Here is a 17,690-nt window from a genome sequence, read left to right as displayed (position 1 = left end):
ATCACAAAATATAAAAGTAATTAATTAATATTTTGTAAAGTTCTAAAGCAGTCCGGCATCATATATCTTCTGCAGTGACAGCATAATTCCAAGTTTTGCATGGTACCAGGTAAGTCCTCCCTGGAAAAATACCGAATACGGCTCTTTCATCGGTCCGTCCGCACTAAGCTCTATTGAAGAACCGCCAACAAAAGCTCCTGCCGCCATTATCACATCACTGTCATATCCCGGCATCGCCCAAGGTTCGGGCTTTACATATGAATCTACAGGAGCCGCCGCCTGTATACCCTCACAGAAAGCACATAAGGCTTTCGGATCTCTTAAAGTAATTTCCTGAATAATATCAAATCTTGGCTCGGTAGCATTCGGATGGCAATCAAATCCAAGACTCTCATAAAGATTTGCCGCAAATATAGCACCCTTTAACGCTCCCGCAACTACTGTAGGAGAAAGGAAAAATCCTTGAAACATACTTGTATTCATCCCAAGACTTGCTCCTATTTCTTTTCCAAGTCCCGGTGCCGAAAGTCTGAATGAAGCATTGTCCACACATTCCTTAGTTCCGACAATGTAGCCACCTATAGGAGCCAGTCCGCCTCCCGGGTTTTTTATAAGAGAACCCACTATCATATCAGCACCTACTTCAATAGGCTCTATTCTCTCTACAAACTCACCATAGCAGTTATCCACCATACATATAATCTTAGGATCTATTGATTTTACAAACTTTATAAGTTCACCTATCTGCTCCACAGATAATGTTTTTCTTGTAGCATAGCCCTTTGATCTTTGTATTGTAACAAGCTTTGTTTTTTCATTTATAGCTTTTCTTATTCCTTCAAAGTCAAAAGAACCGTCTGAAAGTAAGTCAACCTGTGAATATTTAACACCATACTCTTTTAAAGATCCTCTTGAATCTCTTATACCGATAACCTCTTCCAAAGTATCATAAGGCTTTCCTACAGGTGATAAAAGTTCATCACCCGGTCTTAAATTCCCTGAAAGTGCTATATGAAGTGCATGTGTACCGCTTACCAATTGCGGTCTTACAAGTGCAGCCTCCGCTTTAAATGCTGTAGCATATACATCCTCCAACACATCTCTTCCCAAATCATTGTATCCATATCCGGTAGTGGCCGCAAAATGTATATCGCTTACCTTATGTTTTTGCATTGCCGCAAGCACTTTCATCTGATTAAACTCGGCATTCTTATCTATCTCAAGAAATCTTTCCTCCAAAGATGCCAAAACTTTTTCAGACAAGTCTATAACTTTTTTTGAAATACCGAATTCCGCATAAATATTATTTAAATCACTCATTATCTATTCTTTCCGTATTAATTTTCTCAATCATATAATCAACTATTTTTTCATTGCTCTCAAATGAGAAAGGATCCACATAAATTACATCTTTTTCTCTCTTAAACCAGGTTACCTGCCTTTTTGCCATATGCCTTGTATTTTGCTTAATATTCTCTATAGCGGTTTCCAAAGAAACCTCTCCGTCCAGATACTCAATTATCTCTTTATATCCTATTCCCTGCATGGAAATATTTGCCGTTGAGAGTCCCATTTCTCTAAGCTTCTTGACTTCATCAACGAGTCCGTTTTCCACCATAATATCCACTCTTTTATTTATTCTTTCATATAGGATATCTCTTGGAGGATTCAGTACAAAGAATATGTAATCATATGGTGATTTTTTCTCTCTTTGTACTTCATTATGTGATGAGATAGGCTCATTATTTATCAAAAAGTACTCTATTGCACGAATTATTCTCTTCTTATTATTTTTATGTATGGTTTGTGCTGAAACAATGTCAATTTTTTTCAGTTTCTCATGCATAAAATCCGCACCGAAAGCATCATATTCTTCTTCAAGCTTTTTTCTTACAGAACTGTTGTCATCCTCATTATTAAAATCAATATCATAAATAACAGATTGTATATAGAAACCTGTTCCTCCAACCAATATAGGTATATGTCCGTTCTTTACTATTTCCTCTATAGAACATTTTACCATGTTTTGAAACTTTACGATATTGAAATCTTCCTTTGGATCCAGCACATCTATCAAATGATGTTTTACACCCTGCATCTCTTCTACCGATATTTTTGCAGTGCCCACATCCATATATTTATATACTTGCATGGAGTCCGCACTTATTATCTCTCCCCCAAGTCTTTTAGCCAAATCAATGGATACTGAGGTTTTACCCGATGCGGTAGGTCCCGCAAGAATAATCAATTTATTCTTTGTCATACTATCCTTTTAAACTTCTTTTCAATTTCCTGCTTGCTCATTTTTATTATAGTCGGTCTTCCATGTGGACAATTGTATGGATTATCCAGTGACAGCAACTCATCAAAAAGGTCATTTGCCTCCATCAGGGATATTCTCATATTTCCCTTTATAGCCGCCTTGCAAGCCATAGATGCCGTCTTTGCCAAAATAAGCTCTGACGGAGATATAATATCATAATTTGTGCTGTCTGCAAGCATTTCATTAAAAAGCTCCGCCTTAGGTATTGAAGGAAAAATATTAGGAATTGAATTTATCTTATATTCTTTTCCTCCAAATTCCTCTATATCAAATCCTACCGCCCTAAACTCATCCATATGCTTAATTAAAACATCCTGCTCCAAATCGGTTAAGGTAACTATAATAGGCGGATTTATCATCTGAGAGGAAATCTTATTGTCCTTACTTTCCTTTAAAAGTCTTTCATACATTACCTTTTCATGTGCCGCATGTTGGTCAATTATATACATCTCATTTCTAAGCTGCACTATCCAGTATGTATCAAAAACTTGTCCTATTACCTTTATATACTTTTTTGCTTCCGTATCAAAAAATGAAAGCTGTGAAGCAGATTGTCTTGCACTTAAAGTATCTGCCTCGCTATTTGCTTGAACAGTATTTAGGTTATCTGAAATATTCTCTCCGGCACTGTTTTCAACTGTTTGAATAACTGATGATGAATCTTTTGACACATCCCTTGCCCCGGCGGCATACTCAAAATCTCTATAATATCCTGTAGACTTATCATAAGAATTATTTGAAACATCATCCTTTAAAAGTGTGTAGTCATTTTGCGGATTGTAGTTTGTCTCCTTCGGTATAGTCCACTGTATCTCATCACTTTTAGCGGATTTATTAAAGTCAATATCTCTTCTTCTGTTTTCAAAAGGCTCAGGTGTATTAATAAACACCTTCTTTTCATTGGCAGTGTCTTTACCCACAGGTACCTCTCTGATACTGCTCTGTAATTTAAAAATCTCCTCCACAGCCTCTTTTGTACAGTTGTAGATATGATTTCCGTCAGAGAATCTCACTTCCATTTTTCTTGGATGAACATTTACATCCACACCTTCCAAATAAAAGCTGAGAGCACAAAAAGGATACTGATGTTGCATAAGTCTGTCGCCGAAACCGTCTTCAATAGCCTTTGAAATAATATTATCCTTTATATATCTTCCGTTTACAAAGATATTTTCAAGACTTCTGGAACTTCTTGTAACCTCAGGTCTTGCAATAACACCTTTTATCTTTACTCCGTCTTTTTCATAATCAACCGCACATAAGGCCTTGGAAATCTCCTTTCCATAGAGCTGATATATAATATCCTTCAGATTTCCGTTTCCGTTTGTCTGTAGCTTCACCTGATTATTTGATATAAACTTAAAGGCAATGTCCGTATTTGACATAGCCATCTTCTCTACAAGCTCACTTATATGTGCTCCCTCCGTAGAAGCGGTTTTTAAGAATTTTCTTCTGGCAGGAGTATTATAAAAAATATCTCTGATAATTATACTGGTTCCGTCCGGTGCTCCGATTTCTTCAAATTCAACCTCTACACCACCTTCCATATAGTAGCGAACTCCGGTAAGCTCATCTCTGGTCTTTGTGATTATCTCACATCTTGAAACCGCAGCAATACTTGAAAGTGCCTCGCCACGAAATCCCAAACTCTTTATAGAGATAAGATCTTTATCACTGACTATTTTTGAGGTGGCATGCCTTAAAAAGGCTGTTTTTACTTCTTTTGAATCAATACCGCAGCCATTATCCGTTATCCTTATCAGGTCAATTCCACCATTTTTTATCTCTACTGTGATGGAAGAACTTCCCGCATCTATTGAATTTTCCAAAAGCTCCTTTACTATTGAAGCAGGTCTCTCAACCACCTCACCTGCCGCAATCTTATCAATAGTCCCCTTATCCAGTATATTAATCATAAACTTATATCCTGTTCTTTATCTTATTCTGTAAAGCATACAATGTATTCAAAGCATCCATAGGAGTCATTGAAGTAATATCAATTTCTGAAATCTCCTTAATAATCGTATCATTATTTATCGCATCAAATAGTGAAAGCTGGCCCGCCTCCACTTCACTCATCTTCTTTACAGGTTTTCTCTTTGAAACTGCCGGTGTTGCCTCTGCAATCTCTCTGGCTCTTGTCGCAATATCAGCGCTTGAAAGCTCCTCTATAAGCTCCTTTGCTCTGTTTGTTACACTGTCGGGTACACCTGCAAGTTTTGCCACCTGTATACCATAACTCTTATCTGCACCGCCTGTTATTATTTTTCTAAGGAATACTATATTATCACCGTTTTCCTTTACTGAAATACAGTAATTATTTACACCCGGAAGAGTACCTTCAAGTTCTGAAAGCTCATGATAATGTGTTGCAAAAAGTGTCTTTGCACCTATCAGCTTTATATTTGAAATATGCTCTACCACTGCCCATGCAATAGCAAGACCGTCAAAAGTAGATGTACCTCTTCCTATCTCATCCAAAATAACCAAAGAATTTCTGGTGGCATTTCTAAGAATATTTGCAACCTCAGTCATCTCCACCATAAAAGTAGACTGACCGCTTGCAAGGTCATCCGAAGCGCCCACTCTGGTAAATATTCTGTCACAAACACAAAGGTTTGCCTGCTTTGCAGGTACAAAGCTTCCTATTTGAGCCATCATACAAATAAGAGCTGTCTGTCTCATATAAGTTGATTTACCTGCCATATTCGGTCCGGTAATAATAGACATCCTTTTCTTATTCTGATCAAGATAGGTATCATTTGCAATAAACGAGTCATCATTTAGCATTGTCTCAACTACCGGATGCCTGCCATCCCTTATGTCAATAACACCTGTAGTATTTATTTCAGGTTTTACATAGTTATTGTTATAAGCCACCGTAGCCAATGAACATAGTGCATCTATATAAGCAACCGCCTTGGCACTTGATTGTATTCTGTTTACATTCTTTGCAATCTCATCTCTGATTTCAACAAAAACTTCATACTCAAGACTGTTAAGCTTATCCTCAGCCCCAAGTATTATATTTTCCAGATCTTTAAGCTTGTCAGTTGTATATCTTTCTGCATTGGTAAGAGTCTGCTTTCTTATAAAATAATCCGGCACCATATCTTTGAACGAATTGGTCACCTCAAAATAATATCCGAATACCTTGTTAAACTTCACCTTCAGATTTTTTATTCCTGTTTTCTCTTTTTCTTCAGACTCCAAAGAAGCCAGCCAGTTCTTACCCTCGGTTTTTGCCTGCCTAAGCTTGTCAATCTCACTATTATATCCGGTATTTATAATATTTCCTTCTTTTAGTGAAAGCGGACTGTCTTCATTTATAGCCCTGTCTATTATATCGATTATATCGTGAAGCCTGTCGAGATTATTATTTGTCTTTTTGATCTCTCCGGACTCGAAAGTCTTTAAAACATCTTTTATAGGACTTATCATTTTCATAGAAGCAGATAGTGATAAAAGATCTCTGGTATTGGCATTCTTTGTTACAACTCTTGACATCAGTCTTTCCAAATCATAAATCGGATTTAAATATTCTCTAAGCTCTTCTCTGTCAATATATCTGTCAAAGAGTTCCGCCACGGCTTCCTGCCTGTTTATTATTCTTTCTTTATTTACAAGCGGCTGCTCCAAAAATCCTCTTAACATTCTGGCACCCATTGCTGTATTTGTCTTATCAAGTACACCCAAAAGTGAGCCGTTTTTCTTTTTCTCTCTCATAGTTTCCACCAACTCAAGATTTCTTCTTGAGCTCGTATCCACTATCATATAATCCCCGTTTTTATATGCACTTATTCCCACTATCTGTGCACATGAGCTCTTTTGCATCTCATAAAGATATCTAAGCATTGCTCCTGATGATATGGTCGCATCCGAAAACTCGGAAAGTCCCAGTGCTTCAATACTTGAAACAGCAAAATGTCTCTTTAATATATCCAAACTGTTCTTCTCACTGAAATATGTATTATCAAGTGATGTTATTGTAATATTATATTTTTTCTTCAGTTCCTCAAGTGAAATACCGCTGATCTCAAATGCATGATTGCATATAATTTCTGTGGGTTGATATTTTTGTATCTCATCAAAGAGTTCCCTTATAGAAACCAGCTCTGTAACAAAGAAATCACCGGTTGAAATATCACATATTGCCAGTCCGAATCTCTCATCAATGTAGAATATGGAAATAATATAATTATTTTTATCATCAGCTAATACTCCGGTACTTGTAATAGTACCCGGAGTAACAATTCTAACAACTTCTCTTTTTACAAGTCCCTTTGCAAGCTTAGGATCTTCCATCTGCTCCGCAATAGCAACCTTATGACCGTTTTGTACAAGTCTGTTTATATAAGTTTCCGCAGCATGATATGGCACACCGCACATAGGTGCTCTCTCTTCAAGCCCACAATCCTTACCTGTAAGGGTAAGTTCAAGCTCCCTTGCCACTTCAGTAGCATCCTCAAAAAACATTTCATAAAAATCGCCCAGACGATAAAAAAGTATACAATCCGGATACTCTTTCTTAGTCTCCAGATATTTTGACATCATAGGAGATAGTGCCATTTATGCCTCACTTGTCTTTATATGTCCCATATAGTAGAATCCCTTTGCTTCATCCAGGATAACATCAACTATTTCACCTATAAGTCTTTCCTGACCTTTAAAATGTACAGTTAAGTTATTCTCAAGTTTTCCGCTAAGATAACCGTCCAGATGATCATTCTTGCCCTCTACCAAAACAGGCATACATTTTCCTTCATTTTTCTTTGTATTTTCCGCCGCAATATCCTGTACGGTTTTTAAAAGTCTGTCAAATCTGTCCTTAATAACCTTAGGATCTATCTGATCCTCCATCTTTGCGGCAGGTGTTCCTGAACGCTTTGAATAAATAAATGTAAATGCAGAGTCATATCTAACCTCTTTTACCACATCCAAAGTATCTAAAAAGTCTCTTTCCGTTTCTCCCGGGAATCCAACTATAATATCTGTTGTAAGTGAAATATCTGGAATAGCAGCCTTTATTCTTCTTACCAAGTCAAGATAACCCTCTTTAGTATAGACTCTGTTCATTTTTTTAAGAATATCTGAGCTTCCCGACTGCAGCGGCAAATGTAAATGCTTGCATATCTTTTTATTCTTTTTCATTACCTCTATAACTTCATCCGAAAGGTCCTTTGGATGAGGTGTCATAAATCTTAGTCGCTCCAAACCGTCTATCTGAGCAATTCTATCAAGGAGAGTTGCAAAGCTTATCTCTTCTTCCAGTCCTCTGCCATATGAGTTTACATTTTGACCAAGCAGCATAATTTCTTTTACGCCGTCAGCTACCAGACCCTTAATCTCATCTATTATTTCCTCAGGCTTTCTTGATCTTTCTCTACCTCTTACATATGGCACTATACAATAACTGCAAAAGTTATTACAACCGAATGTGATATTTACACCTGATTTGAAGGCAAACTCTCTCTTATTCGGAAGTTTCTCAACAATCATCTCGGCGCTTTCCATAACATTTACAACCTGCTTTTTGGTTGTAAGATGCTCAAAAAGTATCTCCGCAAGTTTATATATATTGTGAGTTCCAAAAACAAGATCCACATGTCTGTAAGATTTTTTAATCTTTTCAACCTCTTCCACTTCCTGCATCATACATCCGCAGATACCTATTATCATATCCGGATTTTTTTCTTTACTTTTTTTGAGATGACCCACTCTACCATAGAGTCTGTCATTTGCATTCTCTCTTACAGTGCAGGTATTAAAAAGTACAAGGTCTGCATCCTCCTCATTCTCAGCTTCCATATACCCTATGCCTGTAAGTATTCCTGAAAGCTTCTCGGAATCTCTCGCATTCATCTGGCAACCGAAGGTCACCACCTTATAAGTCGGATATACTCCCCTTTCAATTGCTTTTGCATGTATTATATCATTGACCTCAGACATGAAATATTCCTGTCTTAACGGTTCCTCATTAGGTATTAAATTCTCCATAATCCTCTTTCTAATATTTTGCTATAAAAATATGGTCCATTGCAATATCATACTCATTCACATCAAAATCAACATCTACTTGAAAATCATATGCGAGACCATACAAAGTATTCTCTCTATGCTTTCCAAAATATCTGTCATAAAATCCACCGCCAAATCCAAGTCTTTTCTTATTCTTGTCAAGTCCTATAAGCGGTACAAAAACATGCGCATCTTTTGCAATGATTTCTTCACTGTTAATCTCCGGCTCCATAATGCCAAACTTTGATTTTTCAAGATTTTTAATTGAGCTTATCTTAAAAAATCTCATTTCCTTACCGCATACTCTCGGTAAGCCCAATATAATATCAATATCAAACTCATCCTTATAATATCCGGCAAGTATCTTTTCATATAAAGGTCTTAGATCTATCTCATTTCCAAGCGGCATAAATCCCAGAATTAACATACTTTTATTTTTCTTTATTAAAGCATCTATTTTTCTTATTATACTCTCACTTGCAGATAAAACCTCTTCTCTTGACAGTGAATTTCTCTTTTCCAACAAGTACTTTCTAAGCCCTGCCTTATTCATTCTTCTTTCCAAACTTCTCACCAAGGTCTGTTATACTGCCGTCAGCCTCTTCTATGGAAATATTATTAAGATTTGCTCTTAAACTTTCCCTTATTGATTCAATATATTCTTTTCTAAGTGCCGACTGCTCTATCTTTTCTTCCTCTGTAAGTCCTACGCTCTTTTGCTTATGAGCTAATTCATTAATTCTATCAATCTTTGTATTATCCATTTTTTCACCTACTATTCCAAACAATTTAACCAATCAAAATCCTTATTGCTCTTGGCCGGGAAATATGTCCCTATTTCCTCACCATTTGCAATATTTTCTATTATACTCATATCCTCCGCACTTGCAATTACCATATCACAGCCTGAATTGGTTGCTATCTGTGCTGCCAAAAGCTTTGTATACATTCCACCTGTTCCAAGACCGGACTTAGATGTTGATTTACCCATATCCATATATTTATCAACATCCTCTACAAAACTTATAAACTCTGCATTCTTATTTGTATTAGGATCGTCAGTATAAAGTCCGTCAATATCAGATAATAGTATAAGAAGGTCCGCCTCAACAAGCGCACTTACAAGAGCGGACAATCTGTCATTATCACCAAACTGAATCTCATATGTAGATATGGTATCATTTTCATTTACTATAGGCACTGCACCATATGCCAAAAGCTGTGTAAAAGTAGCCTTGGCATTATCACGATAAGTATCCTCCGTTATAGTTGATTTTGTCATCAAAATCTGTGCTATTCTAAGATTATATTCAGAAAAAAGTTTTCTGTACTCCATGATAAGTCTGGCCTGTCCTACCGCCGCAAGAGCCTGCTTTTGTGAAAGTGTGGAAGGCTTTTCATTTATACCGAGAGAATGTCTTCCTGTTGCAATGGCACCTGATGAAACCAATACAACTTCCTTTCCTGCTCCTCTAAGATCTGCTATCTGTCTTATCAGTTTTTCTATTTTTGAAAGATGAAGCTCACCTGTTTCAGAGTGAGTGATACTTGAAGAACCGATTTTTATTACAATTCTATTTGCATCTCTTACCTTTTGTCTTATATCCATACTACTCCTTATACTTTTCAATAATTCTTTCTGCAACCTTTAATCCGTCCATGGCAGCACTCATTATGCCTCCCGCATATCCGGCACCCTCACCACATGGGTATATTCCAGAAATATTCGCTTGTAAAGACTCGTCTCTGCTTATTCTTACAGGTGATGATGTCCTTGACTCTATAGCCGCTACATAGGCATCTTCATTTATAAATCCCTTTATCTTACGATTAAAGTCTAAAAATGCCTCTTTCATGCTCTCATATATTTCTTTTGGGAAGAGCTTATCCACTCTGGCAATAGTAGTATTTCCCTTTATCTTCAGATTTGTATTGTCAAACCCGGTACTTTCTCTTCCTTCAAGGAAATCAACCAATCTTTGTACAGGTACCCTTCCATTGCCCATGTGAAAGGTCTCTTCTTCGAGTCTTCTTTGAAACTCTACACCTTTTAGCGGATCTTTAGGATCGGAGTATTTATCAAAATCTTCTTCAGATACACTCACAATAATAGCGGAATTTGCCTCACCGGAATCTCTCTTATGATAGCTCATACCGTTTATGGCAATTCTTCCGTTTTCCGTAGAAGCATTTACTATAAATCCGCCCGGACACATACAAAATGAATACACACCCCTGTCAAAGCTTGACTTAAATGTAAGTTTATAAGGTGCAGGCGATAAAAACTTCGCTTCTTTATCTCCAAACTGTGAAACATCTATCAAATGTTGTGAATGAGAAACTCTTATACCAAGTGCAAAGGACTTCGGTTCCATATAAACGCCCATTTCCTTTAAAGCTTTAAAGGTATCTCTGGCACTATGTCCAAGTGCAAGTATTATATTTTCACATTCGATTATTTCATGTTTGCAATCTCTTTTGTTTACTACTTCTATCTTCTTTTTATTATCTTTTATATTTTCTATATTTATAAGCTTGGTATCAAATCTTACCTCACCTCCAAGCTCCTTTATTTCTTCTCTTATATTTCTTACTATGCCTGTTAAAAGATCTGTACCTATATGCGGCTTGTTATCATACAAAATTTCCTTTGGTGCTCCGTATTCCGCCAAAGTACTTAGCACAAATTTGTTTCTTCCGAAAGTATCTTTAACCAAAGTATTTAACTTGCCGTCCGAGAATGTACCTGCTCCTCCTTCTCCAAAAGAAACATTGGACTCGGTGTCAAGCTTTCCTTCGCTCCAAAATTTATTTACACTCAAGGTTCTGTCTTCAACACAGCCACCTCTCTCTATTACTATAGGCTTTAAGCCATACCTTGCAAGTAAAAGTGCTGCAAATATACCCGCAGGACCAAATCCCACCACCACAGGTCTTTTACTCTCTTCCGAAATTTCATGCTTTTCCACATCTTCATAAGCATAAACAACCGGCTTTGCAATGCTCAAAGCTTTATTTTTCTTTAAATATTTAGCCTCATTTAAAAGGCTGACATCTATGGAATAAGAATATGAGATCTCAGGCTTTTTTCTGGCATCTATTGATCTTTTCCTTATTTCATATTCTTCTATATCATCTATATTACAACCGATAGTCTTGGCAAGTTTTTTCTTTAAATCATTTTCATCATGATGTACATTCAGCTGTAAAGAATTTATATGTAACATTTTTTCTTCCTTATCTTCCGGCACCGGCTATATATCCGGATGTCCATGCCCACTGCAAATTGTAGCCTCCGCAAATCCCGTCAACATCAAGTATTTCACCTGCAAAGTACATGCTCTTAATATCCCTATACATCAGATTATCATCCACATCACCCAAGGAAATACCACCTGTACAAACTTGAGCCTTGTCAAAATCTCCGGTGCCTTTAACATTAAATTTCATCTCTTTACAAATATAAATTAATCTATCAAAACTCTTATTATCACATTTTTTTATTTTTAAATCAGCCCTGATATCTGCCAAACCAAGTATTCCAATCCAAAGCTTGGAGTTTATAAGTCCGTTTCCAATGTCCTCCATTGTAATAAATGAAGGTATTTTCTTTCTCTCATTTAATATATTTTCTATATTTCCAAGATGTGAAAACATATCAAGCGAAACTTTAACACTTTCTTTTTTATCAAGAGCAATACTTACATATCTGCTTACTTGAAATGTAGGTATCCCCGATATACCTGTATCACTAAACTGCAATTCTCCAAAGTCACCTGCAAGTTCCTCATCCCTAACAGCTACCGATATTTTCCCCTTTGCCCTGACACCTGATGTCATTTTAAAGAAGTTTTTATTCTCCAAACTTATGCTGCAAAGTGCAGGTAAAACAGGCTTATATTTTATATCAAGTTTTTTTAAAACAGGAAAAAAAGATCCGTCACTTCCAAGTTTGGGTGCTGCTTTTAAACCTGTAGCTATAATAATCTTGTCAAAATAAAGCTTTGATTTGCTTTTATCAGTAGCATTGCAAATACAAAGTGTAAATACATCACCATTCTTATATATATCTGTTACATAGGTATTTAAAAGTATATTCACATCATATCTTTCAAGCTCCATTAAAAGTGCATTTCTGATTGAAGCCGCCTGCTCCGAGTTTGGATAAGCATATCCGTCTCTTATATACTCTATTACCCCTAAACTGTTAAAAAACTTTATAGTATCAAATTGGTTAAATCTTTCTATAAACTTTATTGCTCTTTCATTATAGTGATAATTTGAAGGCTCTAATTTTGTATTTGTAAAATTACATTTTCCGTTTCCGGTAGAAAGTATCTTCTTTAGAAGCTTATCATTGTGCTCAATGACAGTAACTTCATCCTTTCCCTTACACGCAAATAGAGCAGACATAATACCTGCTGCTCCACCGCCTACAATCCCAACTTTCATTTCAAAAGCCTGACTTTCTGTAAAATATTTACTAATTTTCTGCCCTTTGGCATCTGCAATATCTCATTCTTTGATATAGTTCTTGTACCGATCAAAAGTATTGCATAAACAGGTGCTCCAACCATAATAGGTATTAATGTAAGCATAACCCTGCTGCTGCTGAATCTTAGAATAAAAGTATATACTATATAAACAACTATTCCCATAAGACCTGCACAAATAAAAGGCATAAGATAAGTCTTTATAAGTTCCTGTTTATAGGATAGATTTCTTCTTATACTTCCGGCATTCAAAATACACATCGAAAGAGCAAATACCATATTTCCGAATACCAATCCGATTACATTTGATTTAAATGTAAATAACAGTATATACAGTATAATAAAATGTATTATCAGTGATATAAAAGCATTTTTAACCGGCTTATTTATAAGGCTGGTTCCCTGAAGTACCGCATTTGTAACTGTAGAAACAGAGTACAGAACTATCACACCCGAGCCTATAATCATTAAATATGATGCCATCATAGCATCCTGGACATCTTTAAATAAAATCCCCATTACAGGCACAGATATTATCGCAAGCCCGATAGCACATGGGAAACTTACAATGGATGCAAATCTGATTACCATTGAAATCTTTGAGTTTACATCATCTCTTTCACCCCTGCTGAAACTCCTTGAAATTGCGGGAATAAGTGATGATGACATTGCATTTGATATCGCTACAGGCACATTTACAAGTACAAGATATCCTCCTGTGTATATACCGTAAAGCTTTGAAGTTTTATCCTCCAAACCCAATGCCTTCATACTCTGCCCAAATACCATACCGTCCAAAACTGAATTTATATTATAAATTGCAGTGGAGGCTATTACTGGTATTACGGTAAGTATAAGTATCCTTGTAATCGTGGAAAAGCTCTCTTTTTTTACCGATTTATCATCTTTTATTTTTTTTCTTCTGTCCTTTGCTGAAAGAAAAAAGAATATCAGCATAACAGATAAAGCAATAACAGTACCTGCACCTGTACCTACAGTACCTCCTGCAGCACCATAAGCTAATTTTACAGCTTCGGGTTTAGCATGTCTTACCGCCATTTCACATAAATAATATGCAGCGGCAACAGATACAACGGCATTTATTATCTGCTCAAATATCTGTGAAAGAGCGGTGGGAACCATAGTTGAATGTCCTTGAAAATATCCTCGAAGCACTCCAAGATATGCCATAATCCATATCGTCGGCGCCAGACTTTGAAGTGCATATTTTGCAAGCGGCATTTGATATAGACTGCTTGCAAAAAAATCCGCTCCAAAAAAAACAACAATAAAACCAAGGCCACCCACTATAGTTGCATATATCAGTGCAGCCTTAAGTATTTTATTTGCATTTTTATATTCATTCTTTAAAATTCTTACAGAAACCATCTTACTGACTGCCAGGGGCAATGAATATGAGGACAATAAAAGAATTATTGCATATAAATTATATGCTGTTGAATAATACCCCATTCCGTCTGCCCCTATTATTCTAAGAAGCGGTACTCTGTAGGCAAGTCCTATAAGTCTGACCAAAATTCCCGCAACCGCCAATATGGCTCCCTGCACCAAAAAATTATTAGATTCTTTCTTTGTTGTTTTTACCGGCATTATCTGCTAATCCCCTCAAGCTCTAAAATTTTTCTTTGTTTTTCTTCCATAACAATTCTTTCATCATCTTCCATATGGTCATATCCCATCAGATGAAGCATGGAATGTACCACCAAAAAAGCCAACTCTCTGGTTTTGCTGTGCCCATATTCCTTAGCCTGCTCCAGTATATGCTCTGTAGAAAGTATAATATCTCCAAGAAGCAATTCTCCGGTTTCCGGATTGAATGCATCTATATTTTCTTCAATATCATCAAAATTTCTGGGGGCGGAAAACTCATTAAAAGGAAATGAAAGCACATCTGTAGACCTGTCAATGCCTCTGTACTCATTATTTATCCTTCTTATTTCCTCATCATCTACAATTGTCACCGAAACTTCCGCCTCATAAGGACAATCTTCAAAATCAAGTGATGCAACTACCATTTTATTGATTATCTCTTCATATGGTATTTCAAGATTCGTTTTAGACTCATAGCTTATTTCTATAGTCATACTCCCTCGCCGTTATAAAATCTGCCAAAAGGCTGTATTTATTTTCTAAATCTCTTTTTATCATCCTTTGATATATTTTTCTTTTCATATATATCATAGGCTTCCACAATTTTTTGAACCAAAGGATGTCGTACCACATCCTTATTGGTAAGCATACATATACCTATATCATCTATATTTTTTAAAATCTTAAGCGCACTGTCAAGACCCGAAGTCTGCCCCTGAGGAAGATCCTTCTGACTTTGGTCTCCGGTCACTATCACCTTTGAACCGAAACCGATTCTTGTTAAAAACATCTTCATCTGTGCAGGTGTGGTGTTTTGCGCCTCATCAAGAATTATGAATGCATTATCAAGAGTTCTACCTCTCATATATGCAAGAGGAGCGACTTCAATCAATCCCTTTTCCTGATTATGCAGGAAACTGTCGGCACCCATTATCTGATACAGCGCATCATATAGAGGTCTTAAATAAGGGTCGATTTTACTTTGCAAGTCTCCCGGCAAAAATCCGAGTTTTTCTCCGGCTTCTATTGCAGGCCTGGTAAGGATAATTCTGTTTACACTTCCCTCTTTAAAAGCCTGTATCGCCATTGCCATAGCAAGATAAGTTTTTCCCGTTCCCGCAGGGCCTACACCGAAAACAATCATCTTTTCTCTGATAAGATCTACATACCGTTTTTGCCCCAGAGTCTTCGGCTTTATAGGTTTGCCTAAGATAGTTCTTGCTATAACATCCTGATCTATTTCAAGAATCTTGTCATCTTCAAGTGTAAATGACAATGAAAGGGCATAATCTATATTTTGCTCAGTGATTTGATTCCCTCTTTTAGAAAGTTCTATAAGATTGTTGAAAACAGATTTCGCCTTGTCTACATAAGGTTTCGGTCCTATTATCTTTATGCTGCCGTCTCTGGCAATCATACTTACCTTCAGCGTTCTCTCTATTTTCTTCAAATATATATCAAATTCACCACAGACATTCCTTTCGTGTTCCATAGGTATATCTATAATATTTTCAATTATACTCAAATTGTTCTCCTTAAAAGTTTTCTTTAAAAAGAAAACCCCGGTCAAATGACCGAGGTTGTGAAAACACGCAATTAATTAAACTTACGCTTTCTAGCTGCTTCAGACTTTTTCTTACGTCTTACGCTTGGCTTCTCGTAATGCTCTCTCTTACGAATTTCTTGTTGAATGCCTGCCTTAGCACAATTTCTTTTGAATCTTCTAAGTGCACTGTCAAGACTCTCGTTTTCTTTCACAATCACGTTTGACATCTAAGATCTAACCTCCCTCCGGTTGTGAAATTCAAAATCTATATCATTATACCATAAAGTACAGATTCGTCAATATGTATTTCAAATAAATTACAAGCTATTATAAGCCATATATGATAAAGTCCCATTATACCACAAATAAAACTATATTTATAAAACACCGATTTTAATATCGACTTTATCATAGTCTATTCTTTGATATCTTGGTCGTTAAGCGTATATCTTGACATTTTTATTTTATCATAGTCTGTACTTTATTATCTTAGTCTGTATTCAATCATCTTATTCTATGTATCCGACTATGATATCTTTCTATATTTCTGATACCTACTTCTGGGCTTACCCGGTACAGTCATTTCTACCAAGCCCATCTCTATTGCCGGATTGAGATAATTTTTTCTGAAAGTAGGCTTATGTGTCATGCCAAGCCTAAGCATTATCTCATTTGTTGTAAGCACTTCATTACCAAGTACATTTACAAGCTTTTTTGCAAATGTATTCTCACTTGCCGGGTTGTTTGTACTAACAGCGGTATTTTTACTGCCTCCTGATACTTCTTTTCCAACCGTCTCTTCAGCACTGCCTGTAATACCGCTACCGAAAGACTTTTCCTGCTTTATGCATTCTTCTTTTTTATATTCAACATCGGATTCCACCCTCCAAACCGATGTTTTTTCTTCAATCTGCGCTTTCTTTAATGCAAAAAGGATTGTCTCAAGAATAAATTCTATAAATTTATTACTTTCTCCCGGTCTTCCTATACTGTATGTAAGTTCCTTATATTCCTGTATCCTGTTATAAAGTTCATTCTCAACAGACATACAAAAGAAAATATCTTTCCACTTACAAAGTAAAAGATCCAGCCATAACCTTGAAAGAGGTCCGTTCCCTGCCGCAAAAGGCTGTAAAAGTTCAAATTCATGATATACTATTGCACATTTTATTACAGGATGCAGCTCCGCTCTTTTGTACCATTCAAATATATCTCTAACAGCTCCCGGAATAAATCTTGAAGGAATTGTATTACTTTCAAATATTCCGCTGTCGCTGTTTTCCGCCTTATCTTCTCTAAACTCAGTTGACTCTATAGCAAAACCGCTCAGTATCATCTTTTGTGCAAAGAACAAATCATTTATCGAATATGGATTCAATTTAAATGACATATCATACGCTTCATAGAGATTTTTTACAACTCTCATATCCTTATGATTATCAATAAAATTTTCTCCATATATAAAGCCTCTTATCTGTTCAAATGAAATATCACTTTCTTCCATTGCCAAAGAGGCATATACTTTTTTAATTATGTTTTCTTTACGAATAAGCGGATTCATCTTACCGGAAAAGACAACACTTACCCTTCCGACTTCTTCACTTATCTCAGTCAATAAATTTATCATTCTATCGCTCATGTTAAAAAGCGGACTATACTCTCTCATAACCAACTCCATAAAACAAAGTTTTCACTTACT

Annotated in this window: 15 protein-coding genes; all 15 read right to left on the bottom strand. The window is 36.3% G+C overall.

What is annotated here, in order from left to right; all coding sequences use genetic code 11:
* Nucleotides 1–42: 42 nt before the first annotated feature.
* Nucleotides 43–1,320: a methionine gamma-lyase family protein gene (locus HMPREF1135_RS02380; protein ID WP_007591583.1), complete on the bottom strand. Its 1,278-nt coding sequence runs from the start codon at nucleotides 1,318–1,320 to the stop codon at nucleotides 43–45.
* Nucleotides 1,313–2,263, bottom strand: a complete 951-nt coding sequence (gene miaA, locus HMPREF1135_RS02375; RefSeq protein ID WP_007591581.1) for a tRNA (adenosine(37)-N6)-dimethylallyltransferase MiaA — start codon at nucleotides 2,261–2,263, stop codon at nucleotides 1,313–1,315. Before miaA ends, HMPREF1135_RS02380 begins: the two co-directional genes overlap by 8 nt.
* A complete protein-coding gene (gene mutL / locus HMPREF1135_RS02370; RefSeq protein ID WP_007591579.1) occupies nucleotides 2,260–4,239 on the bottom strand; it encodes a DNA mismatch repair endonuclease MutL in 1,980 nt (659 codons plus the stop codon). The genes miaA and mutL overlap by 4 nt, the downstream gene beginning before the upstream one ends.
* Before the next feature lie 4 nt (nucleotides 4,240–4,243).
* Nucleotides 4,244–6,892, bottom strand: coding sequence for a DNA mismatch repair protein MutS (mutS, locus tag HMPREF1135_RS02365; protein WP_007591577.1), 2,649 nt, complete (start codon nucleotides 6,890–6,892; stop codon nucleotides 4,244–4,246).
* Nucleotides 6,893–8,320 carry a tRNA (N6-isopentenyl adenosine(37)-C2)-methylthiotransferase MiaB gene (gene miaB, locus HMPREF1135_RS02360; protein ID WP_007591575.1) on the bottom strand — a complete coding sequence of 476 codons (1,428 nt, stop codon included), beginning with the start codon at nucleotides 8,318–8,320 and terminating at the stop codon, nucleotides 6,893–6,895.
* A 10-nt stretch (nucleotides 8,321–8,330) separates the two neighbouring features.
* Nucleotides 8,331–8,915: a 5-formyltetrahydrofolate cyclo-ligase gene (locus HMPREF1135_RS02355; RefSeq protein ID WP_315049967.1), complete on the bottom strand. Its 585-nt coding sequence runs from the start codon at nucleotides 8,913–8,915 to the stop codon at nucleotides 8,331–8,333.
* On the bottom strand, nucleotides 8,887–9,105 hold the full coding sequence (locus HMPREF1135_RS02350; protein WP_007591565.1) for a DUF896 domain-containing protein: 219 nt from the start codon (nucleotides 9,103–9,105) through the stop codon (nucleotides 8,887–8,889). The genes HMPREF1135_RS02355 and HMPREF1135_RS02350 overlap by 29 nt, the downstream gene beginning before the upstream one ends.
* An 11-nt stretch (nucleotides 9,106–9,116) precedes the next feature.
* Nucleotides 9,117–9,950, bottom strand: a complete 834-nt coding sequence (gene proB / locus HMPREF1135_RS02345) for a glutamate 5-kinase (protein ID WP_007591563.1) — start codon at nucleotides 9,948–9,950, stop codon at nucleotides 9,117–9,119.
* A 1-nt stretch (nucleotide 9,951) separates the two neighbouring features.
* Nucleotides 9,952–11,568, bottom strand: a complete 1,617-nt coding sequence (locus HMPREF1135_RS02340; protein WP_007591561.1) for an NAD(P)/FAD-dependent oxidoreductase — start codon at nucleotides 11,566–11,568, stop codon at nucleotides 9,952–9,954.
* A 10-nt stretch (nucleotides 11,569–11,578) separates the two neighbouring features.
* Complete coding sequence (locus HMPREF1135_RS02335) at nucleotides 11,579–12,793, bottom strand: aminoacetone oxidase family FAD-binding enzyme (RefSeq protein ID WP_007591559.1); 1,215 nt, start codon at nucleotides 12,791–12,793, stop codon at nucleotides 11,579–11,581.
* Complete coding sequence (locus HMPREF1135_RS02330; RefSeq protein WP_007591557.1) at nucleotides 12,790–14,445, bottom strand: putative polysaccharide biosynthesis protein; 1,656 nt, start codon at nucleotides 14,443–14,445, stop codon at nucleotides 12,790–12,792. The genes HMPREF1135_RS02335 and HMPREF1135_RS02330 overlap by 4 nt, the downstream gene beginning before the upstream one ends.
* Nucleotides 14,445–14,939 (bottom strand): rRNA maturation RNase YbeY, encoded by a 495-nt coding sequence (ybeY, locus tag HMPREF1135_RS02325; RefSeq protein WP_007591555.1) that lies wholly within the window; start codon nucleotides 14,937–14,939, stop codon nucleotides 14,445–14,447. Before ybeY ends, HMPREF1135_RS02330 begins: the two co-directional genes overlap by 1 nt.
* A 38-nt stretch (nucleotides 14,940–14,977) precedes the next feature.
* Complete coding sequence (locus HMPREF1135_RS02320; protein ID WP_007591554.1) at nucleotides 14,978–15,970, bottom strand: PhoH family protein; 993 nt, start codon at nucleotides 15,968–15,970, stop codon at nucleotides 14,978–14,980.
* Nucleotides 15,971–16,041: 71 nt separating this feature from the next.
* The gene (rpsU, locus tag HMPREF1135_RS02315) at nucleotides 16,042–16,218 is read right to left on the bottom strand and encodes a 30S ribosomal protein S21 (protein WP_005539624.1); all 177 of its coding nucleotides are present in this window, start codon (nucleotides 16,216–16,218) and stop codon (nucleotides 16,042–16,044) included.
* 299 nt (nucleotides 16,219–16,517) lie between these two features.
* Nucleotides 16,518–17,657: a Fic family protein gene (locus HMPREF1135_RS02310; protein ID WP_007591539.1), complete on the bottom strand. Its 1,140-nt coding sequence runs from the start codon at nucleotides 17,655–17,657 to the stop codon at nucleotides 16,518–16,520.
* Between the last annotated feature and the right edge of the window lie 33 nt (nucleotides 17,658–17,690).

Origin of the sequence: Lachnoanaerobaculum sp. OBRC5-5, assembly GCF_000296385.1 — a bacterium.
In the GTDB taxonomy this organism is placed as follows: domain Bacteria; phylum Bacillota; class Clostridia; order Lachnospirales; family Lachnospiraceae; genus Lachnoanaerobaculum.
The sequence above is the reverse complement of the archived record's forward strand: the minus strand, read 5'-3'. Positions and strand labels throughout refer to the sequence as shown.